This is a genomic window from Streptomyces sp. PL-29, assembly GCF_058344425.1.
The window spans coordinates 7,158,362-7,184,732 of record NZ_CP136996.1; the positions used below are offsets into that span (position 1 = coordinate 7,158,362).

Annotated in this window: 22 protein-coding genes and 1 tRNA gene; 12 read left to right on the forward strand and 11 right to left on the reverse strand. The window is 72.0% G+C overall.

Annotated features, from left to right (window positions below; translation table 11 throughout):
• Positions 1 to 142: 142 nt before the first annotated feature.
• On the forward strand, positions 143 to 1,075 hold the full coding sequence (locus R4Z63_RS32365; protein ID WP_384454647.1) for a hypothetical protein: 933 nt from the start codon (positions 143 to 145) through the stop codon (positions 1,073 to 1,075).
• Positions 1,076 to 1,078: 3 nt separating this feature from the next.
• Positions 1,079 to 2,461, forward strand: a complete 1,383-nt coding sequence (locus tag R4Z63_RS32370) for a Tn3 family transposase (RefSeq protein ID WP_384454605.1) — start codon at positions 1,079 to 1,081, stop codon at positions 2,459 to 2,461.
• Positions 2,462 to 2,551: 90 nt separating this feature from the next.
• On the opposite strand, the gene R4Z63_RS32375 is transcribed toward R4Z63_RS32370, so the two are convergent.
• Positions 2,552 to 2,722: a hypothetical protein gene (locus tag R4Z63_RS32375; protein WP_384454608.1), complete on the reverse strand. Its 171-nt coding sequence runs from the start codon at positions 2,720 to 2,722 to the stop codon at positions 2,552 to 2,554.
• Positions 2,723 to 2,959: 237 nt separating this feature from the next.
• On the opposite strand from R4Z63_RS32375, the gene R4Z63_RS32380 reads away from it, so the two are divergent.
• The 3 genes from R4Z63_RS32380 to R4Z63_RS32390 all read left to right on the forward strand — a co-directional run bounded on the left by R4Z63_RS32380 (position 2,960) and on the right by R4Z63_RS32390 (position 6,101).
• The gene (locus tag R4Z63_RS32380; protein ID WP_384454611.1) at positions 2,960 to 4,255 is read left to right on the forward strand and encodes a TrkH family potassium uptake protein; all 1,296 of its coding nucleotides are present in this window, start codon (positions 2,960 to 2,962) and stop codon (positions 4,253 to 4,255) included.
• On the forward strand, positions 4,248 to 4,937 hold the full coding sequence (locus R4Z63_RS32385) for a potassium channel family protein (protein WP_384454614.1): 690 nt from the start codon (positions 4,248 to 4,250) through the stop codon (positions 4,935 to 4,937). The genes R4Z63_RS32380 and R4Z63_RS32385 overlap by 8 nt, the downstream gene beginning before the upstream one ends.
• Before the next feature lie 156 nt (positions 4,938 to 5,093).
• The gene (locus R4Z63_RS32390; RefSeq protein ID WP_384454617.1) at positions 5,094 to 6,101 is read left to right on the forward strand and encodes a recombinase family protein; all 1,008 of its coding nucleotides are present in this window, start codon (positions 5,094 to 5,096) and stop codon (positions 6,099 to 6,101) included.
• A 42-nt stretch (positions 6,102 to 6,143) separates the two neighbouring features.
• Here the strand turns inward: R4Z63_RS32390 and R4Z63_RS32395 are convergent, their stop codons facing one another.
• Positions 6,144 to 7,628 (reverse strand): glycoside hydrolase family 15 protein, encoded by a 1,485-nt coding sequence (locus R4Z63_RS32395; protein WP_491522499.1) that lies wholly within the window; start codon positions 7,626 to 7,628, stop codon positions 6,144 to 6,146.
• Between the two features lie 180 nt (positions 7,629 to 7,808).
• Between R4Z63_RS32395 and R4Z63_RS32400 the strand changes: the two genes are divergently transcribed.
• The gene (locus R4Z63_RS32400) at positions 7,809 to 9,395 is read left to right on the forward strand and encodes a DUF6056 family protein (protein ID WP_384454623.1); all 1,587 of its coding nucleotides are present in this window, start codon (positions 7,809 to 7,811) and stop codon (positions 9,393 to 9,395) included.
• A gap of 243 nt (positions 9,396 to 9,638) precedes the next feature.
• On the opposite strand, the gene R4Z63_RS32405 is transcribed toward R4Z63_RS32400, so the two are convergent.
• The 3 genes from R4Z63_RS32405 to R4Z63_RS32415 form a co-directional block, all read right to left on the reverse strand.
• Complete coding sequence (locus tag R4Z63_RS32405) at positions 9,639 to 9,851, reverse strand: hypothetical protein (protein ID WP_037930439.1); 213 nt, start codon at positions 9,849 to 9,851, stop codon at positions 9,639 to 9,641.
• A 238-nt stretch (positions 9,852 to 10,089) separates the two neighbouring features.
• Entirely contained in the window at positions 10,090 to 10,572 is a 483-nt protein-coding gene (locus tag R4Z63_RS32410) for a lamin tail domain-containing protein (RefSeq protein ID WP_384454626.1), read from the reverse strand.
• 447 nt (positions 10,573 to 11,019) lie between these two features.
• A complete protein-coding gene (locus tag R4Z63_RS32415) occupies positions 11,020 to 12,003 on the reverse strand; it encodes an MsnO8 family LLM class oxidoreductase (protein ID WP_384454629.1) in 984 nt (327 codons plus the stop codon).
• A gap of 312 nt (positions 12,004 to 12,315) precedes the next feature.
• On the opposite strand from R4Z63_RS32415, the gene R4Z63_RS32420 reads away from it, so the two are divergent.
• The 5 genes from R4Z63_RS32420 to R4Z63_RS32440 all read left to right on the forward strand — a co-directional run bounded on the left by R4Z63_RS32420 (position 12,316) and on the right by R4Z63_RS32440 (position 18,916).
• Positions 12,316 to 13,290, forward strand: a complete 975-nt coding sequence (locus R4Z63_RS32420) for a hypothetical protein (RefSeq protein ID WP_491522497.1) — start codon at positions 12,316 to 12,318, stop codon at positions 13,288 to 13,290.
• A 421-nt stretch (positions 13,291 to 13,711) separates the two neighbouring features.
• Positions 13,712 to 14,773 carry a hypothetical protein gene (locus R4Z63_RS32425; RefSeq protein ID WP_384454635.1) on the forward strand — a complete coding sequence of 354 codons (1,062 nt, stop codon included), beginning with the start codon at positions 13,712 to 13,714 and terminating at the stop codon, positions 14,771 to 14,773.
• A 1,259-nt stretch (positions 14,774 to 16,032) separates the two neighbouring features.
• A complete protein-coding gene (locus R4Z63_RS32430; RefSeq protein ID WP_384454638.1) occupies positions 16,033 to 16,575 on the forward strand; it encodes a hypothetical protein in 543 nt (180 codons plus the stop codon).
• Positions 16,576 to 17,327: 752 nt separating this feature from the next.
• Positions 17,328 to 18,152 (forward strand): MerR family transcriptional regulator, encoded by an 825-nt coding sequence (locus R4Z63_RS32435; protein ID WP_384454641.1) that lies wholly within the window; start codon positions 17,328 to 17,330, stop codon positions 18,150 to 18,152.
• 353 nt (positions 18,153 to 18,505) lie between these two features.
• Entirely contained in the window at positions 18,506 to 18,916 is a 411-nt protein-coding gene (locus tag R4Z63_RS32440) for a hypothetical protein (RefSeq protein ID WP_384454644.1), read from the forward strand.
• A 165-nt stretch (positions 18,917 to 19,081) separates the two neighbouring features.
• On the opposite strand, the gene R4Z63_RS32445 is transcribed toward R4Z63_RS32440, so the two are convergent.
• Together R4Z63_RS32445 and puuE are read right to left on the reverse strand one after the other, a co-directional pair.
• A tRNA-Trp gene (locus R4Z63_RS32445) sits at positions 19,082 to 19,156 on the reverse strand.
• A gap of 95 nt (positions 19,157 to 19,251) precedes the next feature.
• Entirely contained in the window at positions 19,252 to 20,178 is a 927-nt protein-coding gene (puuE, locus tag R4Z63_RS32450; protein ID WP_384451525.1) for an allantoinase PuuE, read from the reverse strand.
• Between the two features lie 649 nt (positions 20,179 to 20,827).
• Here puuE and R4Z63_RS32455 point away from each other — a divergent pair.
• Positions 20,828 to 21,232, forward strand: coding sequence for an aggregation-promoting factor C-terminal-like domain-containing protein (locus tag R4Z63_RS32455; protein WP_037930416.1), 405 nt, complete (start codon positions 20,828 to 20,830; stop codon positions 21,230 to 21,232).
• A 131-nt stretch (positions 21,233 to 21,363) separates the two neighbouring features.
• On the opposite strand, the gene eif5A is transcribed toward R4Z63_RS32455, so the two are convergent.
• The 4 genes from eif5A to R4Z63_RS32475 all read right to left on the reverse strand — a co-directional run bounded on the left by eif5A (position 21,364) and on the right by R4Z63_RS32475 (position 26,354).
• Entirely contained in the window at positions 21,364 to 21,831 is a 468-nt protein-coding gene (gene eif5A / locus R4Z63_RS32460) for a translation initiation factor IF-5A (protein WP_384451522.1), read from the reverse strand.
• A 268-nt stretch (positions 21,832 to 22,099) separates the two neighbouring features.
• The gene (locus R4Z63_RS32465; protein ID WP_384451519.1) at positions 22,100 to 22,327 is read right to left on the reverse strand and encodes a hypothetical protein; all 228 of its coding nucleotides are present in this window, start codon (positions 22,325 to 22,327) and stop codon (positions 22,100 to 22,102) included.
• 129 nt (positions 22,328 to 22,456) lie between these two features.
• Complete coding sequence (locus R4Z63_RS32470; protein ID WP_037930406.1) at positions 22,457 to 23,131, reverse strand: deoxynucleoside kinase; 675 nt, start codon at positions 23,129 to 23,131, stop codon at positions 22,457 to 22,459.
• Positions 23,132 to 23,513: 382 nt separating this feature from the next.
• Positions 23,514 to 26,354, reverse strand: a complete 2,841-nt coding sequence (locus R4Z63_RS32475) for a helix-turn-helix transcriptional regulator (RefSeq protein ID WP_384451515.1) — start codon at positions 26,352 to 26,354, stop codon at positions 23,514 to 23,516.
• Between the last annotated feature and the right edge of the window lie 17 nt (positions 26,355 to 26,371).

Below are 26,371 nucleotides of genomic sequence, written 5' to 3' on the forward strand. Positions count from 1 at the left end.
GAGGACAGCACGGGCGGCGGGGGCACGTTCTTCACCGAGCTGAAGGCCGACCCGGGCGCGCTGGGGCTGGACAGCCTCCTGGCGGAGGTGAACAAGCTCCAGCGGGTCCGCGCTGGAGCTGCCGCCGGAGCTGTTCGGGGACGTGTCGGAGAAGTTGGTGGCCGCCTGGCGGGCACGGGCGTCGAAGGAGTACCCCTCGGACCTGCGGGCGGCGGGCGGCCCGGTGCGCTACACGCTGCTGTCCGCGCTGTGCCATGTGCGGGAGACGGAGATCACCGACTCGCTGGTGGAGCTGTTCATCCAGCTCGTGCAGAAGATCAACACGCGGGCGGAGAAGAAGGTCGAGGGCGAGTTCAACAAGGAGATGAAGCGGGTCCGCGGCAAGGAGGGCATCCTGCTGCGGCTGGCGGAGGCGGCGGTCGCCGAGCCGGGCGGCACGGTCCGCAAGACGATCTATCCGGTGGCCGGGGAGTCGACGCTGAAGGCCCTGGCGGCGGAGGCGGCGGCGAACGAGGCCCGCTACCGGGCCCGGGTGCGTACGGTGCTGCGCTCGTCGTACTCGGGCCACTGGCGGCGGATGCTCTCGCCGCTGCTGAACGCGTTGGAGCTGAAGTGCAACAACACCGCTTACCGGCCGGTGATGGACGCGATCGACCTGCTCAAGCGGTATCTGGATCAGCCCATCGCCAGGGAGGGCGCGTTCTTCGATGAGGCGGAGAAGATTCCGCTGGCGGGGGTGGTGCGCGATGAGTGGCGTAAGGCGGTGGTGGACGAGCGCGGCCGGGTGGGAGCGCATCCCGTACGAGCTGTGCGTGCTGGTGGCGCTGCGGGACGCGCTGCGGCGGCGGGAGATCTGGGTGCCGGGCGCGAACCGTTGGCAGAACCCGGAGGACGATCTGCCAACGGACTTCGAGGACAACCGCGATGTGCACTACGACGCGATCCGCCAGCCGCAGGACTCGGAGAAGTTCATCGGGGCCCTTCAACAGTGGTTGCGCGAGGCCCTGTCCCGTTTCGACACGGCGCTGGAGGTGGGAACCACGGGCGGGGTGGACATCGTCCGCCGGCACGGTGAGCCGTGGATCAAGGTCTCGCCGCTGGCAAGCAGGAGGAGCCGGAGAACCTGGTCGCTTTGAAGGCGGAGATCGAACGCCGCTGGGGCACCATCGACCTGATCGACATCCTCAAGGAGGCCGAGTTCGCCACCGGCTTCACGTCCGAGTTCACCTCGGTCGCCACACGCGAGGCGGTACCGAAGGCGGTGCTGCGGCGCCGGCTGTTGCTGGTGCTGTTCGCGCTGGGTACGAACATGGGCATCAAGCGGGTCGCGGTCACCGGCAAGCACGGCGAGAGCGAGGCCGTCCTGCGCCGAGTGCGGCACCTGTTCGTCAACCGGACCAACCTGCGCGCGGCGCTGGTGCGGCTGGTCAACGCCACCTTCGCCGCCCGCGATCAGGCGTGGTGGGGCGAGGGCACCGCCTGCGCGAGCGACTCCAAGAAGTTCGGCTCCTGGTCCAGCAACTTCATGACCGAGTGGCACCAGCGCTACCGCGGCCCCGGAGTGATGATCTACTGGCACGTCGAGAAGAAGTCGCTGTGCGTCTACAGCCAGCTCAAAACCTGCTCGGCCTCCGAGGTCGCCGCGATGATCGAAGGCGTGCTGCGGCACTGCACGGACGTGGAGATCGACCGGCAGTACACCGACACGCACGGTGCCTCCATCGTCGCGTTCGCCTTCGCCCACATGCTCGGCTTCAACCTGCTCCCCCGGCTGAAGAACGTCGGTTCCGCGCGGCTGTACCGGCCGACGGCCGGGGAGGACCAGAAGTGGCCGAACCTGGTGCCGGTGCTGTCGACCAAGACGATCGACTGGGACCTGATCCGCCAGCAGTACGACCAGATCGTGAAGTACACCACCGCCCTGCGCCTGGGCACCGCCGAGGCCGAGCAGGTCCTGCGCCGCTTCACCCGCGGCGGGCCCAAGCACCCCACCTACCGCGCGATCGAGGAACTGGGGCGGGCGGCCCGTACGGCGTTCATCTGCGACTACCTCGCGGATGGCGGCCTGCGCCGCGAGATCAACGACGGCCTCCAGGTCGTGGAGAACTGGATCTCCGCCAACCATGACCTGTTCTACGGCAAGGATGGCGACCTGACCGGCTCCGACAAGGAGTCCCAGGAGGTCTCCATGCTCGCCCTGCACCTGCTCCAGTCCGCGCTGGTGCACGTCAACACCCTGCTCCTCCAGGACATCCTGAGCGAGAAGAAGTGGCGGGAGCGCCTGACCGACGCCGACCGGCGGGCCCTGTCCCCCCTGTTCTGGACGCACGTGAACCCCTACGGCCGGTTCGAGCTGGACATGACCTCTCACCTCGACCTCGCCGCCGCGGCGGCGGCCACGCTGCCCGGTCCTCGTATCGCGCCCCAGGCGGCGGGCCTCACGGCCAAGACGCCGTCCTGAAGGCATGGCGAGTCCGGCGTCTTCCCCAGGGCTGCTGTGCCCGGACTGCTGCCAGGGGCGGGCGACGTGAGCGCCAGCCATCGGGGTCAGTCACGGCCGGTAGATCATTTCGATCAGACCGGCGGCGATCAGAGCGCATGCCCCGATGCCCAGCAGCCACAGCAAGTCAGTGAGAGCACCGACGGTGACCAGAACCGCGGCGGCGACCAGGAGTGCGTACTCGATGCGCCGCAGGTCGCGGCCGGGCCCGGAGTGCTTCACCCGGTCGCCTGCGAGCCCGGTACGGACCAGTGAGGGAGGGGTTTGGTGCTGGTCTGAGGTCGCATGGCGCAAGCCTAGACACGGCGCAGGGACCACGGCAGAGTCCGGTGCCGGGAATGGCGGCGGGGTTGTCTATCGTCTTCCAGTGCGAACAATCGTGGTGCCTGTCCGCGAAGCGGAGGGCTTGGAGTGGTGACGCGTCGGTGGCCGCGTCTTCGGCATCCGGCGCAGGCGGTCGTGGCCGGCTTCGCCGCGGCGGTCGCGGCCGGGACCGGTCTGCTGATGCTGCCGGTGGCCAAGGCCGGGCCCGGTGGTGCCGGTGCGATGGAGGCGCTGTTCACCTCTACCTCCGCGGTGTGCGTGACCGGCCTGGTAGTGGTGGACACTCCCGGATATTGGACCGGATTCGGGCAGGCGGTGATCCTGGCGCTCATCCAGGTGGGCGGCTTCGGCATCATGACCTTCGCCTCCCTGCTGGTGCTGCTGGTGTCCAACCGCATGGGCCTGAAAGCGCGCATGACGGCCGCCGCGGAGACCAAGACCCTCGGACTGGGTGATGTCCGCTCGGTCGTGACCGGTGTGGTCAAGGTCAGCCTGCTGCTGGAAGCGGTCACCGCGCTGGTACTGACCCTGCGATTCGCCACCGCCTACGACGAGACCTGGCCTCGCGCGGCTTGGCTGGGCGTCTTCCATGCCGTCTCGGCGTTCAACAACGCCGGATTCGCCCTGTACTCCGACAGCCTGATCGGCTTCGTCACCGACCCGTGGATCTGCCTGCCCATCGCGCTGGCGGTCATCGCGGGCGGGCTGGGATTCCCCGTGCTGTTCGAGCTGCGCCGCCGCTGGCGCCGACCGTGGGCCTGGTCCCTGCACACCAAGATCGTGCTGTGGGCCTCCGGGGTCTTCCTGGTCGGTGGCAGCGCCTTCATCACCGCGATCGAATGGTCCAACCCGGCGACGCTGGGCCCGCTGGACACGCCGGGGAAGCTGCTGGCCGGGTTCTTCCAGGGCGTCATGCCGCGCACCGCCGGGTTCAACAGCATCGACACCTCCCAGATGAACCCCGCCAGCTGGCTGGGCACGGACGTGCTGATGTTCATCGGCGGCGCCAGCGCCGGCACCGCCGGCGGCATCAAGGTCACCACGTTCGCCGTGCTGTTCTTCGTCATATACGCCGAGATCCGCGGCGAGGGCGCGGTGAACATCTTCCACCGCCGCCTGCACGGTGACCTCCAGCGCCAGGCCCTGACCGTGGTGCTGCTGTCCGTCGCGGCCGTTGCCACCTCCACCGTGGCCTTCATGGTCTTCACCGACCACACCCTGGACCGGTCGCTGTTCGAGGTGACCTCCGCCTTCGCCACCGTTGGCCTGTCCACCGGCATCACCGCCGACCTGCACGCCGGCCTGCAGCTGCTGCTGATCGGATTGATGTTCATCGGCCGGCTCGGCCCCATCACCGTCGCCTCCGCGCTCGCCCTGCGCACCCGTGTCCGCCTGTACGACCTTCCCGAGGAGCGACCCGTCATTGGCTAGGAAACCCGCCCCCAAGAAGCGCCGCACCGGACCCCAGGGCTCCGTCGTCGTCATCGGCCTGGGCCGCTTCGGCCGCGCCCTGGCCATGGAACTCGCCGACGAAGAGACCGAAGTCCTCGGCATCGACGAGAAGGCCGAAGTCGTCCAGGCCCTCTCCGGCTCTCTCACCCACGTCGTGCGGGCCGACTCCACCAAAGAGGACGCCCTGCGCCAGCTCGGCGTGCACGAGTTCGACCGCGCCGTCGTCGCCATCGGCACCGACCTGGAAGCCAGCATCCTCACCGCATCGCTGCTGATCTCCTTCGGCATCGAGAACGTCTGGGCCAAGGCCATCAGCGAAGCCCACGGCCGCATCCTCACCCAGCTCGGCGTCCACCACGTCGTCTACCCCGAACACGACATGGGCCAGCGCGTCGCCCACCTCGTACGCGGCCGCATGCTCGACTACATCGAATTCGAAGACGACTTCGCCATGGTCAAAACCAACCCGCCCGCCGACATCATCGGCCTCCCCCTGGCCAACAGCGCCGTCCGCACCCGCTACGGAATCACCGTCGTCGCCATCAAACGCCCCGGCGAAGGCTTCACCTACGCCACCCCCGAAACCGTCGTCGAAGCCGACGACACCATCATCGTCGCCGGACGCACCCGAGCAACCGAACGCTTCAGCGAACTCCAATGAGACCAGACGGTTCTCATAAACGGTCCTTTGCGCGAGCAAGATCAATCACGGGCCGACGAACCCCCGCCGGACCCGGATTCGTTCGCAGAACGCGTTCTCACTCAAAAGTGGGACGGACCCCTTTCTGAGAATTGCATTGTGCGAAAATCCGGGCCCATGACGGACCCTCAGCAGCCCTCCCCAACCGACTGGCCGGACGCCGACGACGTCGAACAGCACGCATGTCCGAAGTGTGACGCCCAGCCCGGCTCGCCCTGCCGCTCCCGCGGCGGCGCGGTCGCCTCTGCCTACCACACCCGCCGCTTCACCATGGTGCCCCGGTTGAAGAAGGCGCTGCGGGTGCCCACCCCGGCCGACCGCGGTCCGGGCCAGCCGTGGCGGCCCGGCACCCCGCCGCCGGCGCCGATCGACCCCGACCTGCCGAGCGCGGACATCCGCATCGGATACGCACGCTGCTCGACGCTCGGGCAGGAACTCGACTCCCAGCTCGACGCGCTCAGCAAGCACGGCATCCCGAGGGAGAAGATCTTCGCCGAGAAGATCAGCACCCGGGTGCGGGTCCGCCCGAAGTTCGAGGATGCGCTGCGAACGGCCCGGGAGGTCAAGGCACACGCCCCGCACTGCCGGGTCATCTTCACCGTGTACGAGATGAAGCGGCTTGGCCGCGACGCCGCCGAACTCACCGCGCTCGCAGATCACCTCACCGCCCACGGCCTGGTCCTGGAGATGCTCGCCGGGCCCCTGCCCGGCATCTACGACCCCACCGGCCCCGGCAAGCTGCTGTTCGCATTCTTCGCGGCGATGGCGGAGACCGAGCGGGAGAACATCCGCGAGTCCACGCTCGAAGGGCTCGACACCGCCGCCCGCAAGGGCAAGCACGGCGGCCGGCCCCCGGTCATCACCGACGACATGCTCCACACCGTGCTGCGGCGCCGCGCGGGCGGCGAGTCCGTCGAGCAGATCCAGCCCGACCTGATCATCCCCACCGGCAAACGCAAGGGACGGAACCCCTCCGTCGCCAGCATCTACCGGGCGCTCGCCGAGCACGAGAAGCGGGCGGCGTACCCCGAAGCCGTCGAACTGGCCCACGCCGACTTCGCCGCCCTCACTGTCAGCGAGGTTCCTGCACCTCGCGCAGAAGCCAAGGCCCTAACGACATGCTGAGTTACTTGTCACTTCACGGCAGCTTCGGGAGAACAGGGCCTCCTACCGCTGCAGCGGCGGGGCCGCCATCTCGCCGGCTTCGAGCGCCACCAGCGACAGCAGCACGATCGATGCCGTCCACGCCAGTGGTGCCACCGACGCCGGCCGGCCCTCCTTGTCCACCTTTTCCGGCAGCTCTCCCAGCGCGTTCCGTTTCGACAGCACCCACTCCAGCACCGGCCCCGCCTTCGCCGGCCGGCCCTCCGCGGCCCACGCCAGTGCGAAGAACGCCGTACTGGGCGTCCACGCCACGGGCCCCCACGGAGCCCCCGGGTCATCACCCGGGGTCAGCCCCCCGTTGGGCAGCAGCAGCGCCCGATAGGTCGCATCCAGCGCCGCCGGCACACCCGCGGCCGCCGTATTGAACGGCGGCGCCATGAACGCCACCGCACTGTCACGCCCGTGCCGCCCGTCGACGGTCCGCTGATAGCCCAGCGGCAGGAACCGCTTCGCGATCCCCGCCGACAGTCGCCGCGCCGCCCGCGCCCACCGCACCGCATCCTGCGGCCGGCCCGCCTCCCGCGCCAGGTCCGCCGACGCGTTCAGCCCGGCCAGCAACGGAGCCGCCGTACCGATGTTCGCCGTGGCCGTCATCAACTCCCAGTAGTCCGCGGACGCCGGAGGCAGCCCGTCCGCCCCCAGCGAACCCGCCGCACGGTCGGCCGCCCTGACGATCATCGGATACAGGGCCATCAGCCGCTCCCGACGCCCCTGCGCCGGCGCCGCCCGATACCACTGCCACGCCGCCCACGGCACCCAGCCGTTGGCATCGAGCTGCCACCGCCGGCCGTCCGGCGGACCCGAACCGTCCAGCTTCGTACGCGCCTCCCAGCTGCCGTCCGCACGCTGGGTGGCGGCACTGTGCCGCAGGATCCGGAAGGCCTCCGCGTCATGCCCGGTGTGCGCGAACGCGGCACACGCGAAACTCGAATCCCGCGGCCACGCATACATCCAGCCCGGACTCCACCCCGCCGCCATCGCCCCGTTCGGCCGCAACAGCGCCCGCATCGCCAACAGCGCCCGCCCGGCCGCCGCCCGCTCGGCCGCGGACCTGCCCGGAATCCGCCCGGAGGCCAGCCAGGCCCGGCTCTGCCCGATCTGCCGCAACGCCCGCCCGTCCCCGGCCGCGACCACCACCGACGCCGACCGCCCCGCCGGCAGATACAACCACCGCCCCGACGCCAGCCGCAGCACATTGCTGCCCTCCACATACCGGGCACCGGCGGCCCGCGCGGCCGAAACCCCCTCGGCGGCAGCCACATTGGACAGCACACCCACGGTGGGAGCCGTGAACCGCGACAGCGGCGCATGACCCCCCGCACCACACACCGGGAAAGCCGTACCCGCGAGCGCCGCCGCGACCACCGCCCAGCAGCCAAGGACACCGGGCACCGCCACTCCCTCCGCCACACCCACGCCCCGCACACCACGCCCCCGCACACCGGGCGCACCAGCCCGCCCCTGCGGCCCATCCTCGAAGACCACCACCCGCCCCGCCACCACAACCCCGCCGCCCGGGTGAGTAGCCCGCACCCCCACCCGCCCCGCCCGGATGCCGCACACGGCAAACCGTGCACATCATGGGTGTTCGCGGGCCGTGTGATCACCACAGCCGGCGGGGCGCACCGGCCGCCCCTCCCGAGGGGCCCCACTGCGAAGGGGAGACCCATGAGTACCGTGGCGGCCGAGGACGAGGAAGAACACCTGCCCCCCTCCTCCCGCACCGGCCCAAGAACCCACTCCCACCCCCACCCGCTCCGACGCGTCGCCCTGCCCGCCGCCGCGACCCTCCTCGCCGCCGCCGGAGCCCTCGTCGCTGTCGGATGCTTCCTCGGCCTCTACACCCGCCCCGCCTCCGACGACTGGTGCGCCGCCTGGAAAACCCGCGACCTGGGCATCCTCGGTATCACCGCCGACTTCTACACCACCCAGAACGGCCGCATCACCAACGCCTTCCTCAGCGGCCTCCTCTACAGCGGCGGACCGGCCGGCACCAAAATCCTCCCCACCCTCATCACCGTCCTGCTCACCGCCGCCCTGGTCCTCCTCGGCCGCCGCCTCCTGCACGCCCTCGGCCGCACCCCACCCCTGCTGCTCCTGACCGCCTGCGCCCTGACCCTCCAGGCCCTCCTCTACTACGCGGGCACCCGCAGCTACCAGGTCCTGCTGTGGGCACCCGCCACCATCTCCCACACCCTGCCCGGCGTCATCGGCCTGTGGGCCCTCCTGCTGGCCCTGGCCACCATCAACCACCCCCGCCGCGCCGTCCGCACCGCCGGCCTCACCGGCGCCCTCCTCATCGGCTTCGCCCTCGGCACCCTCAGCGAACCCTTCGCCCTCGTCAGCGGCCTGACCGCCACCCTGACCGCCCTGCTGTGCCTGCCCCGCCTACGCCTGACCACCACCTGGCGCCCCGTCACCTGGTGCCTGCTGTGGTGCACCGGCCTCCTGTGCGGCCTCACCGTCCTCTACACCTCCCCCGGCGCCCGCTGGCGCCGCGCCCAACAGCCCGAGAAAGAACCACTGCTCTCCGCGAGCGGACTACGGGCCACCTACGAGGACTGGCTGCGCATGTGGGACACCGTCACCAGCCAGTGGGCCTACCTCGCCGCCGCGGCCGCCGGCCTCCTCCTGGGCCTGGCCGCCGCCACCCTCCGCACCCCCCGACCCCGCCCCTCACCCCCGTCCTCATCCCCGCCCTCATCCCCGCCCCTGATCCCGCCGCCGCCCGGGCGGGCGACACGGGCCGCCCTGCTCCTGCTCCCCCTGCCCGTGGTCATCCTGGGATCGTTCGCCGTCGCGGTCGGCCTGCGCAGCGGATACGGGCCCACCGGCTGGACGTACGCCCGCACCTGGACGAGCTACCTGCTACCCATGGAACTGGCCCTGTGCGGCTACGGAGTCCTGCTCGGCGCCTGGGCCGGCCCCCGCCTGGCCGCCCGCCGCCACCCCACCAGCCCCGGCACCCCGGCAGCCGCCGTCACCGCCGCGCTCTGCCTCACCCTGGCCCCCCTGGCCTCCCTCGTCCCCGCCCTCCAGCAACTCACCACCACCACGGTGGCCCGCTCCATCGCCTGGGATGCCCAGAACGCCCGCATCCGCACCGCCGCGGCACAAGGCGCCACGGACATCGGCTACCGCCCGCTGCCCATCGCCAGCCTCGCCGAACCCTTCTTCACCACCACCTACAGCCGGGATTGGGTCGCCGCCTGCGTCTCCCGCTGGTACGGCATCGACCGCATCCACCGCCGCTGACCCCACCCCCCCACCACACACACCAGCCCCCGCCCGGCCCGCTCGACGCACACCGACCGGGCCCGGAGGGCAGACCACCCCCACCGCGGACTCCTCCCACCGTCCGGCCCACACAGCCCCTCCAAGACACCGCCAGCGCCCCCTGCCCCTGCCGCAGCCACGCACCACGAGCGGGTCCGGCCGCAGGCCCGCCCGCCCGGGACCGGCCCGCCCCTCGCCGCGAGACCCGCCCCGGTGGCCGGGTCAGGCCTCGCGGTCCATCACCCGGCGGGCCGCCTCGGCCTCCGCCGCCGGCGGCGACAACTCGTCGAGGGTGTCGAGCTCGTCGTCCGAACCCAGCTCCTCCTCCCACGCGGCCGCCAGCCGCTCCTGCTCCTCGCGCGGCCTGCCCGCCACGGCCTCCCGCCGGAGCGGCTCCAAAGCCGCCAGAAAACGCCCGACCGCGTCCGCCGTCATGCCGTACTCCTACACATCGTGGGACAGGGGGAGAACGCGCCGCCCGCCGGGCCGCGCCCGGCCCAGCATCGCCAACCGGCCCCCCGCCACCAGCCCGACACGGCACGCCGCCACCCGAATGCACCCGCACCCACCCACCTGCGCACGACTGCGGGGTGTCACGGCCCGCCCGGCCGTGACACCCCGCCCCCGGGCGGCCGGCGGTCACCGTCCCCGTCGGGGCGACCACCGACCGGGATCAGCCGCGGTGCTGGTGCCCGCGACGGCCCCAGGACTCGGTGTCGACGACACCGCCGCGGTGGTCGCGCAGAGTGGCGGTGTCGCGGTCGTCCCAGATCTGGCGGGTGCGGCCCTGATAGAGGTCGTGGCGGCTGTCGCGGCCCCGTCCGGTGTGGACCTTGACGGCGGAGCGGCCCTCCAGACGGAAGTCGGGGAAGCGGTAGCGGTTGCCCTGCTGGTCGGTGAGGGTGTAGCCGCGGAGGTTGACGCCGCTCCGGCCGGTGTTCCTGATCTCGACCCATTCACGGTTCAGGGCGCGGTTGGAACGGTCGCCCCGAACCGGGCTGTCGTGGCTGACGTCGCCGATGACGAGGGCGGAGTGACGGCCGTGGTGGTCGCGGCGGTGGTCGTCCGCCGCGGCGGGCACGGCGGCGGCTCCGGCAAGGGTGCCGGCCGCCAGGACAACGGCGAGGATACGGCGGATGGCGGGGGAAGCGGACATGGAGGAAGAACCCCTTCGACGTCGACGAACGGCCCCGACCGGCACCAGCACACACGGACACGAATACGCATACGGGTGCTGCCTGGTCTGGCCTGAAACAAATCCCGGCGCTGGCCGAGGAGTCACACTCTGGCCCCCGGCGCCCCCCGGACACCGCCCGCCCGACCCCCGTTTCCCAATCCGGATATGTCCGTAACCCTCCCTTGTATCGGGCAACCGTCAAGCCCCGATTGACGCCCTGAACACGACAGTTCGCCACCCGCCGTGACACGCCTGCGCAGCAGCCCCCCACCGCCCAAGCCCCGGCACCCGCCACGACCCACACCCCTACGCCGAACGGGTGCACGGCCCTGTAACAGCCACCCCCGCCACTCCTTCGCACACGCCTACGGAAACGGTCCCGGCGTACGAGAAAACACCCCGCCACCCCCGCCCCGCCGACACGCCCTACGGCGCCGTCGCCCCCCAGTACTTCCTGACCAACTCATACGAACCGACCCGGTCACGCAGGTCGTAGACAGGCGTGGTCAGCATCAACTCGTCCGCCCCGGTCTCACCCGCCAGGTGCGCGAGCCGCTCCACCACCACCCCCGGCGCCCCGACCGCCTGCTGCGCACGGAAACCGTCCAGCGCCTGCCGCTCCTGCTCGGTGAACGGATGGACCGCCGCCTGCGCCGGCGTGGGGAACGGCACCTCGCTCAGCCCCTTCAACAGCCCGGCCTTGACGACGTTCATCGGACCCGCCCGCCACACCGCCTCCTCCTGCGTCGGCGCACACACCGTCTCCACACACAGCAGCACCCGGGGCCGCTCGCACCAGCGCGACGGGGTGAACGCCGCCCGGTAACCCTCCACGGCCGCAAGGGTGTTGTCCGGGCGAATGTGATGCGCGATCGCCACCGGCAGACCGAGCGCCGCGGCGAGAGCGGCCCCCGCGACACTGGAAGCCAGCAGCCACGGCTCCGGCAGCGGCCCGAGCGCGACCTCCTCCACCAGGAACGACAAGATCGCAGCCACGTCGTCGCGGTACTCCGCGTCCGACGCCGGCCCCGCCCCACGGCGAAGCGCCCGCGCGACACCCTCGTCGAACGTGCCCGGACCACGCCCGACACCCAGATCGATACGGTCCTCATGCAAGGCGGCCAGCGTCCCAAACTGTTCCGCCAGCATGATCGGCGCGTGGTTGGGGGCCAGCACCCCGCCCGAACCGAGACGGATCACCGAGGTCGAGGCAGCCGCGTGCGCCGTCAGCACGACCGGCGGGAACGCGCCGATCGCGGGGGAGTGGTGATGCTCCGCGTACCACAGACGGCGATAACCCAGCCGCTCCACCTCCTGAGCGAAAGCCGCGGTGTCCCGCAGGGTGTCCACGGCGCGGGTGCCCGTCTGCACCATCGCGACTTCCAACGCTGAAAGAGGTATGTCGAGCATCCCGTCAGCATAGGGATCACCCTCCCCGACAACGCCCCCGATGATCGTTTTCGCGCCACCCCGGACGGCCACACCCGTCGGCCGGATCCCCCAAGCTCTCCGAATAACCCGCATACGAGAAAACGTCAAGCCCCGAATTATCGGAACATGACCGCCGCCACAGTGAATGGGCTTACTGGTTACGCGGCCCCACCGGAAAGCCAGAAAGTCGCAAAGCCGGAGAGGCCGTGGACGCGATGGAAACAACCCACATCGCGGAGGCCGCGAAATGACGGGCCCTTTCAGGGCCCAATTCCGATCAGGAGAAAAACCATGAACCGTAAGTTCGAGACGTCCCAGCCCCGCCGCAAGCGCCGAGGTTTCCGCCTCGCGACCGCCGTGGCGGCCGCCGCCATCGCCGGCGGGATCCTCATCCCCTCGACCTCCGCGATGGCGGCCCCCACCACATCGGTGGAAAGCGTCGTCAGCCACAGCAAGCACGACCACAAGAAGCACGACGGCAACCACCACGGCAAGAAGAAGAAGCGCAACAAGGGCGGCAACACCCAGGGCGGTACGCAGGGTGGCGGCAATGGGAACACCCAGGGCGGTACGCAGGGTGGCGGCAATGGGAACACCCAGGGCGGTACGCAGGGTGGCGGCAATGGGAACACCCAGGGCGGTACGCAGGGTGGCGGTAACGGGAACACCCAGGGCGGTACGCAGGGTGGCGGCAATGGGAACACCCAGGGCGGTACGCAGGGTGGCGGCAATGGGAACACCCAGGGCGGTACGCAGGGTGGCGGCAATGGGAACACCCAGGGCGGTACGCAGGGTGGCGGTAACGGGAACACCCAGGGCGGTACGCAGGGTGGCGGTAACGGGAACACCCAGGGCGGTACGCAGGGTGGCGGCAATGGGAACACCCAGGGCGGTACGCAGGGTGGCGGCAATGGGAACACCCAGGGCGGTACGCAGGGTGGCGGTAACGGGAACACCCAGGGCGGTACGCAGGGTGGCGGTAACGGGAACACCCAGGGCGGTACGCAGGGTGGCGGTAACGGGAACACCCAGGGCGGTACGCAGGGTGGCGGTAACGGGAACACCCAGGGCGGTACGCAGGGTGGCGGTAACGGGAACACCCAGGGCGGTACGCAGGGTGGCGGTAACGGGAACACCCAGGGCGGTACGCAGGGTGGCGGTAACGGGAACACCCAGGGCGGTACGCAGGGTGGCGGCAATGGGAACACCCAGGGCGGTACGCAGGGTGGCGGCAATGGGAACACCCAGGGCGGTACGCAGGGCTGACCAAGCCAGCCGAAAGACGCACCACCTCGCAGAGGCTCTCTCTGCGAGGTGGTGCCGTCCCCTTCAGCCGTTGCCCGCCCCGACCCACGTCGGGGCGGGCAACGGCTGAACCCGTACCAGGCCCCGAAACCCAGCCCGACGGGCGAGGAAGCACCGCCGAGCGCGGCCCGGTCCACCCCGCAGCTGCCCCCAGGCACACCATGGGCTACCAGCCCCCACCGCCAGGCGCCACACGACCACCCACCCTCATACGAGATTGTCAAGCCCCGAATCTCCGTCGCTTTCTCCCCGCGCCCGAAAACGGCAATCTGGAGACAGATAAACCGATCGGCCAGTAAACGGAACTGAGGCACCTGGCAAGCCGAATCCCCGGCTCGCAGAAAAACTCGGAATCCGGGTCGACCATTCAAAGGAGATTTAAATGTCGAGGAAGAAGCGCGTCGCCAACATTGCCGGTCTGTCCTGTGTCACCGCGATACTCGCCGGAACGGCGGGAGTGACATTCGCTTCCCAGGCTTCCGCACTTTCGACCGCAGCCCCGGCGGCGGCGGTGTGCAGCCTGAAGAACGGCGAGATCCGCGGCAAGGGCTTCGCCCTCAAGCAGACCTACGACGTCAAGCGCAACGGGAAGACCATCGCCCGCGCCGCCACCGGACCGAAGGGCGACATCCGGGTCGAAATCACCGGCAGCGGTCCGGTCTCCGTAGGCACGGTCCGATGCACCCCGACCGGATCCGCCTCCACGAAGGCCGACATCGCAGTGGCAACAGCACGAGGCACAGCCGCGGCCCAGCAGGCAGCGCGAGGCGGAGCCTCCAAGGAGCAGGCAGCCGCCATCGGTCGAAAGGCAGCGGCTTCGGAAGCGAAGAAGCTCGGGCTGGCGCCCTCCGTGGTGAACCAGGTGACCAACAACGTAACGAACATCGTCAACAACACGATCATCGGCGGTTCGAACAACACCATTGGTGGCACCCAGATCGGTAATGGCAACACCCAGGGTGGTACGCAGGGCGCCGGTAATGGCAACACTCAGGGTGGAACCCAGGGTGGCGGCAATGGCAACACTCAGGGCGGTACGCAGGGTGGCGGCAATGGCAACACTCAGGGCGGTACGCAGGGTGGCGGCAATGGCAACACTCAGGGTGGTACGCAGGGTGGTGGCACCGGGAACACTCAGGGTGGAACCCAGGGTGGTGGCACCGGCAACACCCAGGGCGGTACGCAGGGTGGCGGCACCGGCAACACTCAGGGCGGTACGCAGGGTGGCGGCACCGGCAACACCCAGGGTGGAACCCAGGGTGGCGGCACCGGCAACACTCAGGGCGGTACGCAGGGTGGTGGCACCGGCAACACCCAGGGTGGAACCCAGGGTGGCGGCACCGGCAACACCCAGGGCGGTACGCAGGGTGGTGGCACCGGCAACACCCAGGGTGGTACGCAGGGTGGCGGTAACGGCAACACCCAGGGCGGAACCCAGGGCTGACCAGCAGACCAACGGCCGGCGGTCGAGTGCGACTCCTCGCAGAGGCAACCTCTGCGAGGAGTCGCCGTATGTGCGGCGCTGGCTCAGGCACCGCCCGCGCCGGCGGGTGTCGGCCGGGCGGTGTCGGGTAGGTGCCTGGTGCGGGGTGCGGTCCTGGCCCTCATGGCTGCGACGGGGGCCGTACCTCGCCCGCTTCCCCTCCCGCCCACACCGCCAGTCCGCCTGTCCGGTTCGGGTACTCGACGCGGTGCCGGGTGCTACGCGGAGATCACTGAGGGGACCACAATGCGTGTCTCGTCGGCCCCGGAACCCGTGCTGCGCCTGCCGACCGGTTCCGAGGGCTCGTCCGGTGCGGGCGACGCCCCTGCGGGCAGCGCCGCAGTCGCGAGGCGGCCGGAGGCGAGAGCGCTGCCCCACGCGCTGTGGTCGCAATCAGTGCGCCTCGGCGGCGAAGACCGGCAGCCGGCCGATCTCCAGCGCCCCGGGCGGGGGCCGCGGCGTCCCGTAGAGGGGGGCGGGGCCCAGTCGTCGCCGGCACCGGATCGGGGTAGAGCCTGCCGCCCGCAGCGCCGCGCTCCGGTCGGGACGACGGACCTCGCGGCCCGCGCCGGTGTCCGCTCGCGGTGATAGCCGGGGTCGCCTCCAGCGTCTTCGCCGAACCCGCAGACGGCCGTGTTGCCCGTACACCTCCGCGTACGGGCGCGGGGCACAGGCCCGGTCCAGGACAGGACCATCGTCCGCACCCGCCGGGGGAATTGTGCGCCGCAGACGGTGCCCACGAACGGCAGACGAGGCAGTCGGAGCGCTGCCCGCAGGCGGCCACGGCGCCGGCGCCGGCGCCCCGCCGGCCCGTTCCGTGGGCGTGCTGACTTCCCGGGAGTTTTCGCCCGCCCGCTCCGCCGCTCGAATCGCCCGCACCCGCCACGGCCGACAGGCCTCCCGGGCGCGTCCCGGGCGGACCCGGGCCCACTTGTCCTGCCCCGTCCGGTCCCCGTCCCCTCCCCTTCCTGCCCCTGTCCGGCGGACGGCCGGACGGGTACGCGCCATTGACAGGGCCTGCGGGACGTGCGAAAAAGGCCGAAGACCCCAGGTCCGAGGCCGCGCGATGTCCGTTTCTCCGCTGCCCGGCGCCGCCACCGCAGACGCCGCCCGGGACGACAGTCCGCGGGGTCCACCCCGCCGCGATCGGCGCCACGTCGGTGCGACCGGCCGCGACCGACCCACCTGAAACACGACGATCGGACCCCGACTTGACCCTCATGCCCGGATCCCGCGTGCCCGGCCGGACCTGGACGGTCCGGCTCACCGGCCACGCCGATCACAGCGCCTCCGTCACCTGCAGCACCGAAGCCTGCCGGATGCCGCCCCGTTCGAAGGACACCGCGGCCCTGAAACGGTTCGCCGCCGAGCACGTCCGGGCCCACGCCCGGTTGGCGACCGTCCGGCCCAACGCCGCGTGCGCCTGCCGGGCCGCGCAGTGCGCCTTCCACGAGGCCCGCACCCAGTGCACCGGCTCCGCCCTCCTGGTCCTGGTCCACAACCCGGCCGTGGGACAGGTCTGGACGCTCGCCGAGATCTGCCAGTCCTGCGCGCCGCTCATCGCGCACACCGCCATCCTCGGCAGTGCCCGACCGCCGGCCCGCCAGGCCCCGCCCGCGGCCGCGGTCCCCGCTCCGGCCACCGCACCGGCTGCGTCCCCCCTGCCCGTGGCAGGCGGGTTCTCCTCACCGCAGGCTGCCCCGGAGGCCCCTGCTGTCCGCCGCCGCCCGCGCCGTCCCATGCGCCCGCGCCGCACCGCCTGACCGCCCGACCGCCCGTGGCTGCGCCGGGTGTTCCCCGATGGCGGTCGTCGGTGACAGAGGCCAGGGCGGGGACGGCCCCCGCCGCACGGAGGGCGGCCAGCGCGGCAGGAGCGGCACCGCAAGCCCGCAAGCCCGCAAGTTCGGGAGCCCGCAAGTTCGGGAGCAGGACGGCCCGGCGGAAGCCGATCCGCTTGATCACGCCGACCTTGTGGCTCCCGTTGGGCCGTTCGTCCCCTTCCTCCTCGGGTGGAGTGACACGCACCTCCACCTCGAGGGTGATGCGCAGGACGGCAAGCCGGACGACGGGCTGGCCGATGTCCCGCAGCAGACCGCCGCCCCGGCGAGGCGGGTGTCCAGGCCGAGTTCCTCGGCGCGGCCGCGGCGGACGGACGCGCCCGTGCCGTCGCGGAACACCGGAGCCGCGGCGCGGACCGGACCCTGACGGAGGAGAAGACGCGGGACAGGACGGGGGAGAAGGAGGGGAAAAAGGGGAGAGAAAGGGGGGGCGCGGTTCCCCTCCTCGGACTGGAGGCCTCCGGCGGACTGCCCCCGATGGGCCGCGAAGCCCGCCGGAACCCCCTCGCCGGCCGCCTCAACTCGTCCCGGGCCGCCGCCCCGCGCCGCCCGAGGCCTACTCGCCGTCGCGCACGCCGCCGCCCGCTACTGTCGGCGCACCCCTGCTGGGCGACCCCGGTGACTGCTGAGCCCGCCCGGTTGACCCTGACCCTGGGGGAGAGGGGAGCGTAGCGGCCATGGAGGAAGAAGCACTGCTCAGCATCGGCGCGTTCGCCCGCCGGGCGCGGCTGTCGCACAAGGCCCTGCGGCTGTACGACCGCCACGGCCTGCTGCCGCCCGACCACGTCGACGCCGTCACCGGATACCGGTACTACCGGGAGAGCCGGCTCGCCGCCGCCCGGCTGATCGTGCGGCTGCGCGGGCTGGACATGCCGCTGGCCGACGTCGGCGCGGTCCTGGCCGCCCCCGCCCCGGAGGCGGCCCGGCTGGTGGCCGAGTACTGGGACGGCGTCGAGCGCCGCCACGCGGCACAGCGCGAGCTGGCGGCGCACCTCCGTATCCACCTGCTCGGAGGCGAAGGGAGTACGGACATGTACGAGATCAAGGAGCGTGAGGTGCCGCAGCAGCTGGTCCTTACGGAACAGCGGCACATCACCCCGGAAGAGCTGCCCGACTGGATTCCCGCCGCCCTGGGCCGACTGGCTCAGGTGGCACACGCGCACGGGGGCTTCTTCGACCACCCGTTCGTCATCTACCACGGGGAGGTCAATGAGGACAGCGACGGCCCCGTCGAGCTCTGCGTGCCGGTGGACCCGGCCCGCGCCGGCCTGCTCCCGGCGGCCTCCCGCACCGAACCGGCCCACACCCAGGCCTACACCCGCCTCACCAAGGCGCAGACGGCCTACCCGCAGATCCTCTCCGCCTACGACGCGGTCTACGCCTGGGCGCAGCGCGAGGCCCGCACCACGGCGGCTGCGCCGCGCGAGGTCTACTTCGCGGACTGGTCCGGGATCGGCCCGGCCGACCCCGCCTGCGACATCGCCGTCCCCCTGGCCGGCTGACCTCCGGCCGCGGACCCTGGGCCGGGGCCGATCCACCGCGCTCCCGGCCCGCGTCCACCGACTCCTGCGGGAGGAGCCGGGCAGGCAGCGACGCCTCCCGGCCCGACTTCGGCCCCGTGCCACGCCCCGCGCCCACCGGTCCTGCTGTCCCGGCCCCCGTACCAGGGCAGCCGCAGGGGCGCCGCAGATGCCAGACGCCAGGAGCCGCGCGGCCTGTCACGCGCCTGTGACAGTCGGCGGACAGCTCCATGAAGTCAGACAGCCAGCCTTTTCCATAAGAGAACAAACCAGACATTTCGCACCGAGTTCTCTGGATCCGACCCTCCCCCCACCTCTCATCTGGAGTCGTCCTCATGTTCCGCACCACCTCCCGAAAGCAGCGCTTCGCCCTGTACGCCGTCTCGGCCGCGATCGTCGGAGGGGGCGCACTGGTCCCCACCAGCGCTTTCGCCGCCCCGGCCGCGACCGGCGCGACCTCGGCCGCTGCCCACGCGAAGAGCGGTCACGAGAACAGCGGCAAGAAGGAGGCGTGGGAGAAGGGTCAGAACCACGACAAGCACGACAAGCACGACAAGGGCGAGAAGAACCAGAAGCGTCACGGCAAGAAGGGCAAGGTCCGCGACGTGGAGAACATGCCGGGCTGCAAGTTCTACCAGGGCAAGGTCTACTGCGAGCACCAGCCCGACAAGCCCGCCCCGACCCCCAAGCCGGACCCGGTAGTCGTGGGCAAGGACAACCCCGACAAGGTCCAGACCCCCGCGTAGACCCGCAGGCGCAGGCCCCGCAGGCGCAGGCCCTGCGGGGCGACCGGCAGGGCCGGGAATGTTCGGCGCGAACCGGGCCCCACGTCACCCTTCGGTCGCCGGCCCCTGCCGGCGGCCGAAGGGTGACGTGGGGACGGCCGCGAGGCGGCCGAGGGGCGGAGCGGACGGGGCCGACCGGATTCGAACCGGCGTCCTCACGGTTTTGGAGACCGCGCGCGACGACCTCTGCGCTACGACCCCGCCCGCCCGGCATCCTAGAGGCGTCCTGCGTCCTGCGTCCTGCGTCCTGCGTCCTGCGTCCTGCGTCCTGCACGCCGTGCGTGCACGGTGTGCAGTCAGTCGGCGGGCGGGTGCGTGGCCAGCCAGTGTCGTGCGATCTCCTCCCGCGTGGCCATCCACGCCCCGCCCCGCTGCGCGACGTGTTTCAAGAACCCGTCGAGCGCGCGGATTCGCCCGGGCCGCCCGATGATTCGGCAGTGCATGCCGACGCTCATCATCCGCGGCCGGTCCGCGCCCTCGGCGCGGAGCGTCTCGAAGGTGTCGACCAGGTAGGCGAGCATGTCGTCCGCGGTGGTGAAGCCGTGGACGATCAGGAACTTGAAGTCGTTCGCGTCGAGGCTGTACGGCACCACCAGGTGCGGGCGCCGGCCGCCCGCCTCCACATAGAACGGCAGGTCGTCCGAGTAGTCGTCGCTGTCGTAGAGGAAGCCGCCCTCCCCGGCGACCAGGCGCCGTGTGTTCGCGCTGGTCCGGCCGGTGTACCAGCCCACCGGCCGGCGCCCGACGAGCCGCCCGATCACCTCGGCCGTGCGTGCGATGTCGTCTTGCTCGACGTTCTCGGGCACGTGCCGGTAGTCGATCCAGCGCCAGCCGTGGCCCGCCACCTCCCAGCCCGCCGCCCCCATCGCGCGCGCCGCGTCGGGGTTGCGTTCCAGGGCCTGTCCCACGGCGTACACGGTCAGTGGCGCACGGTGCGCCGCCAGTGTGCGGTGGATGCGCCAGAAGCCGGCGCGCGAGCCGTAGGCGAACATCGACTCCACGTTCAGGTCGCGCCCGCCGGTCACGGGCGGCGCGCCTACGACTTCGTGGAGGTACCCCTCCGAGGTGCGGTCGCCCTCCAGGACGTTCTGCTCCCCGCCCTCCTCGTAGTTCAGTACGAGGCTGACGGCGACACGGGCGCCCCCGGGCCACGCCGCGCGCGGCGGCTCGGCCCCGTAGCCGGCGAGATCACGCCGCTGCTGCTCACGCTGCTGATCGGACACGGCCCGCACCCTACCGCCGGCCGCCCCGCCCGCCGCGAACCCGCGCCGCACCTCGCGCACGGCCTGCCCCCCGCGGTCCGCCTCGGTCCGCCGCGGTCCGCGGCGTGGTCTTCCGGGCGATCGCGGGCGGCTCGCCCCGGCGACCTCGACCCCCGGCGGGTCCAGGCCCGGGCCCTCCGTGGGCGTGCTCCCGACTCCACGTGCCGGACCGCGCCGGACAGAAGGACAGCCCAAAGCTGTTCATTTCCTTTGAATCCAGCGCAATACGGACATTCGCTCGGCTTCTCAAAGGGGTACATCCAGTGACAGACGGTGAGATCCGGGCGTCCCGGGGGTGACCCGCCCCATAGGACTCACGTCACACACGAACCGCGATAGTAGACCCCGCACCCCTCCCGTAACCCCCCTCATCCGGCTCCCACCTGCGCCCACCCCGCCCCGCCCAGCACCGGTCCGCCGGTCCCTGACTGCGAAGCCCCCTAGTAATGGCGGTCGTTGCCAGGGGGTCGGGGCGTCTGTAGAACTGGATGAGTCGCCGGGCGGCACGGGTCCTCACCCGCCGCCGACGAACCCCTCTCCACCGCGTGAGTGGCTCACGCATGCCCCAGGCATGCCGCGACCGCCCTTGTCCCCTGTGGAAGGTATCTCCGTGTCCCACTCCGTCATCCGCCGCATCGCCGCCTCCAAGAAGGCCCTCGCGGGCACCGTCGTCGCCCTCGGTGTCGCCGGTTCCATGCTCGCCGCGGTTCCCGCCCAGGCGGCCCCGACGAGCGCCAAGGCGATCGCCCAGCAGATGATCAAGGACCCGGCGCAGTTCGCGGCCTTCAACAACATCGTTTCCCGCGAGAGCGGCTGGAACCACACCGCCACCAACGCCTCCTCCGGCGCGTACGGCCTGGTCCAGGCCCTGCCGGCCTCGAAAATGGCCTCCGCGGGCGCCGACTGGAAGACCAACCCGGCCACCCAGATCAAGTGGGGCCTGAACTACATGAACGAGCGCTACGGCAGCCCCGTCGGCGCCTGGAACTTCTGGCAGACCCACCACTGGTACTAAGCCGCCAGCGGGCAGCCCACGCACATCGAAGACGCCCGGCCGGGACCTCCCGGCCGGGCGTCTTGCGTGTGTCCGGCCGGGAGGTCCCAGGCCGGGCGGACGGCGCCGTGCGCGGGTCACGGCCGCCGGGCCTACCGCGCGCGGTGGCCAGTGACCGCTGCCCGGCCCAGCGCACGGGTCACGGTGACCCGGACGTCCTTGCCGGCGGTGAAGTCGCCCTCGACGGCCCGGCCGAGGGCTCCCTCCGGCAGCGCGACGTCTTCCCCGGCCTCTCCCGTGGACACGTCCACCAAGCGGAGGCGACCGCCGTCGACACCGGCCAGCACGTACTCGGTGCAGACCACCACCGGCACCTCCACGTCGCGGGAGGAGGGGTGCACGTCCTCGTGCTTCTCACCGGTGAACACGTCGACCCCCGCGAGATGCACCTCGGCCGGACCGTGCTGGCCGGGCTTCGAGATCGAGACGTCGGTGAGCCTGCAGACAACGCCGTCGACGAGCACATGGCCGTTCCTGCGCAGGGCCCCCGCCCGCATCGGGAACGTGCCGCTCCCACCCGCTTCCGCGGCCGGTTCGAAATCCAGGTCCACGCCGCTCATACTGCCTCCTGCTCACGCCGGTTTGCGCTGGTCGAGCCGCAGTAGACCACCTTCCGCCGCGTGAACCACCGGCCATTGCCCCGACGGGGTGAACGCGGGCACACAAACCCGCCGCCTACCGGGGGCCGACAGCGCACCCGCCCCCTCCCGGCTCGGCACCGGGTACACCGCACGGGCACACCGCACGGGCACACCGCACGGGCACACCGCACGGGTACGACGACGAGGACCCCCGCCCCCGGTACGGCGCCGCCCCCCCGGGCGTCGCTCAGAGGGAGACGGCGTGGTCCGACGGCGTCGTCTCGCGCCCGGCGGAGGCGAGCCCGGTCTCCGGCGCGGCGGCGGAGCCCACCGGCGCGGCCGCGGATGCCTCCCGTGCGGCCACGGGGGCCGCCGCTGCGGCGGGCGCCGGCTCGGGCGCGGCCACCGCCGCGGGGGCGGCGATCGCGGCGGCGACGGCGAGGACGGCGATGGCGCGCAGGGTCCACTTCGGCATGGTGAGCTCCGGTTCCGGAATCTGAATCTGACGGGACGAGTCCTGATCGTCGCCACCCGCCGGGTGTCCGGGCATCGTCCGCAGGTCGCGGCCGTCTCCCCCGCACGGGGGAGACCACCGGCCCGCGGGTCAGAGACCGGCCGCGGCGTTCTGCCGGACCGCGGCCAGGGCGTCCTTGACCTCCCGGACCACGCGGGCGGCGTCGTCGGGGTTGTGCACGACGTCCGTGCGGTTCATGTCGACGACGAGGACTTCGCTGGCCGAGTAGTGCAGGTTCACCCAGTCGTCGTAGCCCGACCACAGGGTGCGGTAGTACTCGACGAGGCCCTCGTCCTGTTCGAAGTCACGGCCCCGCAGGCCGATCCGGTGCAGCACCGTCTCGAAGTCCGCCTTCAGGTAGACCATCAGGTCGGGCGCCTTGCGGTACGGCAGGCCGTCGATCTCGCGCATCATCTCGCCCAGCAGGCCCTCGTACACCCGCATCTCCAGGGAGCTGATCCGGCCCAGGTCGTGGTTGACCTTGGCGAAGTACCAGTCCTCGTAGATGGACCGGTCCAGGACGTTGTCGCCCTGCTTGTACGCCTCCTTGATCGAGGCGAACCGGGTCTGCAGGAAGTAGAGCTGGAGCAGGAAGGGGTAGCGCCTCGCCTGGATCTCCTCAGGGCTCGCCGTGTAGAAGAGCGGAAGGATCGGATTGTCCTCGACGCTCTCGTAGAAGACGTCGCTGCCCAGTTCCTTGGCGAGGAGTTCGGCCACACTCGTCTTGCCGATCCCGATCATGCCTCCGACGCAGATCACTGCCATACCTCACTTCTCCCCGGCGGTCTCATGTGCGTGGGCGTGCGGGCTGGGCATCTCACACCACTGAGACGCACGCCGACGGCACGCGATTCCCCGGGAGCTTCGTGATCAGCGTCAGACGGTCCCCGTCCGGACCGCACCGGAACCCCTGACGCGGGCCGCTCTCATCGACCGGCCGGCCTGGCCCTTCCGCGGTCGCCGCACACAGCGACGAGCCCCGGCCCCGCGGCCAGCTTGAATCTTAGATGACGATTCACCCGCCCCGACCAGCCCTTGTGCCACCGGCCGGCGACACAGCCACCCCCCGGCACCGGCCACCCCCCGGCACCGGCCACCCCCCGGCACCGGCCACCCCCCGGCACCGGCCACCCCCGCGGGCCCGCCGCTACCCCCGGGGCAGCGACCCCGCCAGCTGCCGGCGCGAGGAGACGCCGAGCTTCCGGAAGACCTTGCCGAGGTGGTACTCCACCGTGCTCGCGCTGAGGAACAAGTCCGTCGCGATCTCCTGATTGGTAGCACCGCGAGCCGCCAACCGCGCGACCCGGGACTCCTGCGGGGTCAGCTGCCGCCCCGCCCCCGCGTCCCGCCGGCGCGCCTGCTCGCCCGTGGCCCGCAGCTCCAGACGGGCCCGCTCGGCGAAGGCGGCCGCCCCCATCGAGGCGAACCGCTCGTGGGCGCGCCGCAGCAGCACCCGGGCGTCGTGCCTGCGGCGCTGCCGACGCAGCCACTCCCCGTGCAGGAGGTCCGTGTGCGCCTTCTCAGTCAGCAGCGGCGTCGGCTCCAGATGCGCGGACGCCTCCCGGAACAGCTCCTCCGCCGCCGGTCCCGGCGCGACCAGGGCGCGGCTTCGGGCCAGCAGCCCCAGCGCCCACGGGGTGCCGCTGGCCGTGGCCCGCTCGGCCAGCAGCTCCAACGCCCGCGAGGCCACGCCCGGATCGCCGTTGCGGACGGCGGCCTCGACCAGGCCGGGAAGGCCGAGCCCGGCGCAGTGCGGCGGCGGATCGTCGAGAACCGCCTGGGCCGCGGCCTGGGCCTGCGGGTAGCGGCGCCCGCCCAGCCCGAGCACGACCAGTGCCGCACGGGCCAGTTGCGCCTGGATCCCGCCGGGCGCCTCGGGACACAGCTCCCGCTGCGCCGCGACCGCCGACAGAGTCGCCGCCTCGTCCCCGCGCCAGGCGTGCAGCATCACATCGGTGGGGTGGGACAACCGCGGATCGGCCCCGGTCGCGTCCGCGATGTCCTTGAACTCCGCGAAGTGCGCCTGCGCACCGACCAGGTTGCCGCGGAACACCTCCGAGGTCGCGTTGGCGTGTGCGCTGATCTGGAGCATGCGCAGCGCCCCGTGGCCGCGCGCGGCATCGGCGTACCGCCGCCCGCATTCCCCCAGGGCGTCGATGTCCCACAACTCGACGGCGGCGACCATCCCCAGCAGGCTCCAGCGGACCGCTCCGCCCTCTTCCGCGCCGGGCCGGGTCATCGCCGCGAGGGCCGCCCGCAGCGACGGCACGCCCGCGCGGTAGCCGACGGCGACCAGCCGGGCGTGACCGTCCAGGAGCAGGTCGGCGACGCACGCGTCCGCACCGGGCGCCGCGTCCCCGCGGCCGGCGACACCGAGCGCGGCACGGGCCACCCGCAGGGCACCGCCACCACCATCGGCACCGCCACCACCATCGGGGTCGCCACCACCATCGGGGTCGCCACCACCATCGGGGCTGCCACCACCATCGGGGCCGGCAGCGACCATCGAGGCGTCGAAGGCCTCCAGCAGCGTGTCACGGCCGGCCGCCGGGTCGTGCTCGAAGAGCACCAGGGCGGCATCCAGGAGGAGCCCGACAGCCCCCTTTCCGCCCAGCATCAGGCGGGCCAGCCCGCCCAGCCGGCCGGCATGGGCGCCCAGCACGGGCACCGCCGGTCCCGGTGCCGGCAGCCGGGAGAGGAGCTCCTCGGCCCGCCGCGGGGCACCGGCCATGAGGGCCGCCGCACAGGCCTCAAGCAGCCACGTGGCCCGCCGGACCGGATCGTCGGTGAGATCCGCGGCCCGCTGCAAGAACGCGGCCCGGGCCAGGTAGCCGCCGGTGTTCCCGGCCCGCTCGGCACAGCCGTGCAACGCGGAGGCGACCTGCTCATCGGGGCCGTCCGCGGCGGCCGCCGCATGCCAGGCGTGCCGTTCGGGTTCGGCGCACGCGTCGGTCACGGCGGCGAGCGCGGCGTGCACGGAACGACGCGCGGCCCGCGACGCGCCCCCGTACACGGCCGAGCGGATCAGCGGATGACGGAACGAGGACGCACCGGGAGCGGGCCGGGCCGTCAACAACTCCTCCCGCTCGGCCTGGTCGAAGGCCTCGGCCAGGTCGTCGTTGCCGGCCCCCGAAAGGTGCCGGACCGCCCGCCGCAGCACGTCCCGATCGCCGGTCGCGTCGGCGGCCGCCGCCAACAGCACCGTCCGGGTCAGCACCGGCAGGCCCTCAACCCGCCGCAGGAACCGGGCCTCCAGGCGCCGCCCGAGAGCCGGCGGCCCGGCGAACCCCGCCTCCACGACATGAGGCCCCTGGGCCAGTTCCCGCAGGGCGAGCGGATTGCCCGCCGCCTCGGCGATGATCCGCTCGGCCACGACCTGGTCGATCCCGCCGCCGGCGTGGTCCATGAGCAGCGCCAGCGCATCGGCCTGCGGCAGCCGGCCGAGCCGGAGTTCGGGAAGGCCGTCCAGCGCCGGCGGCGCCGCCGTCGTGTCGTCGCGCAGCGCGAAGAGGGCGACGATGCCGTCGGCGTGGAGCCTGCGTCCCACGAACGCCAGGACGTCGAGCGACTCCCGGTCCAGCCACTGGGCGTCGTCGCACACGAGCAGCAGCGGCCCTTCGCGGGCGGACTCCGCGAGGAGGGTGAGAACGGCGAGCCCCACCAGGAACCGGTCGGGCGCGGTCCCGTCCACCATCGCGAACGCCGTCTCGAGCGCGGCGCGCTGGGGCCCGGGCAGCCGGTTCCGGGCACCGAGGAACGGCAGCAGGACGCGGTGCACGGCCGCGAAACCGAGCTCCTGCTCGGCCTCGACGCCCGCGACCCGCGTGACCTGCAGGCCCGAAGCCGACCCGACCGCATGGTCCAGCAGGGCCGTCTTGCCGATCCCGGCATCGCCGCGCACGACGAGTACACCGCTCATACCCGAGCGCGCGCCGTCCAGCAGCCGGTGCACCAGAGCGCTCTCCGCACCCCGGCCTCTCATGATCATGAACTGAACATACCGGC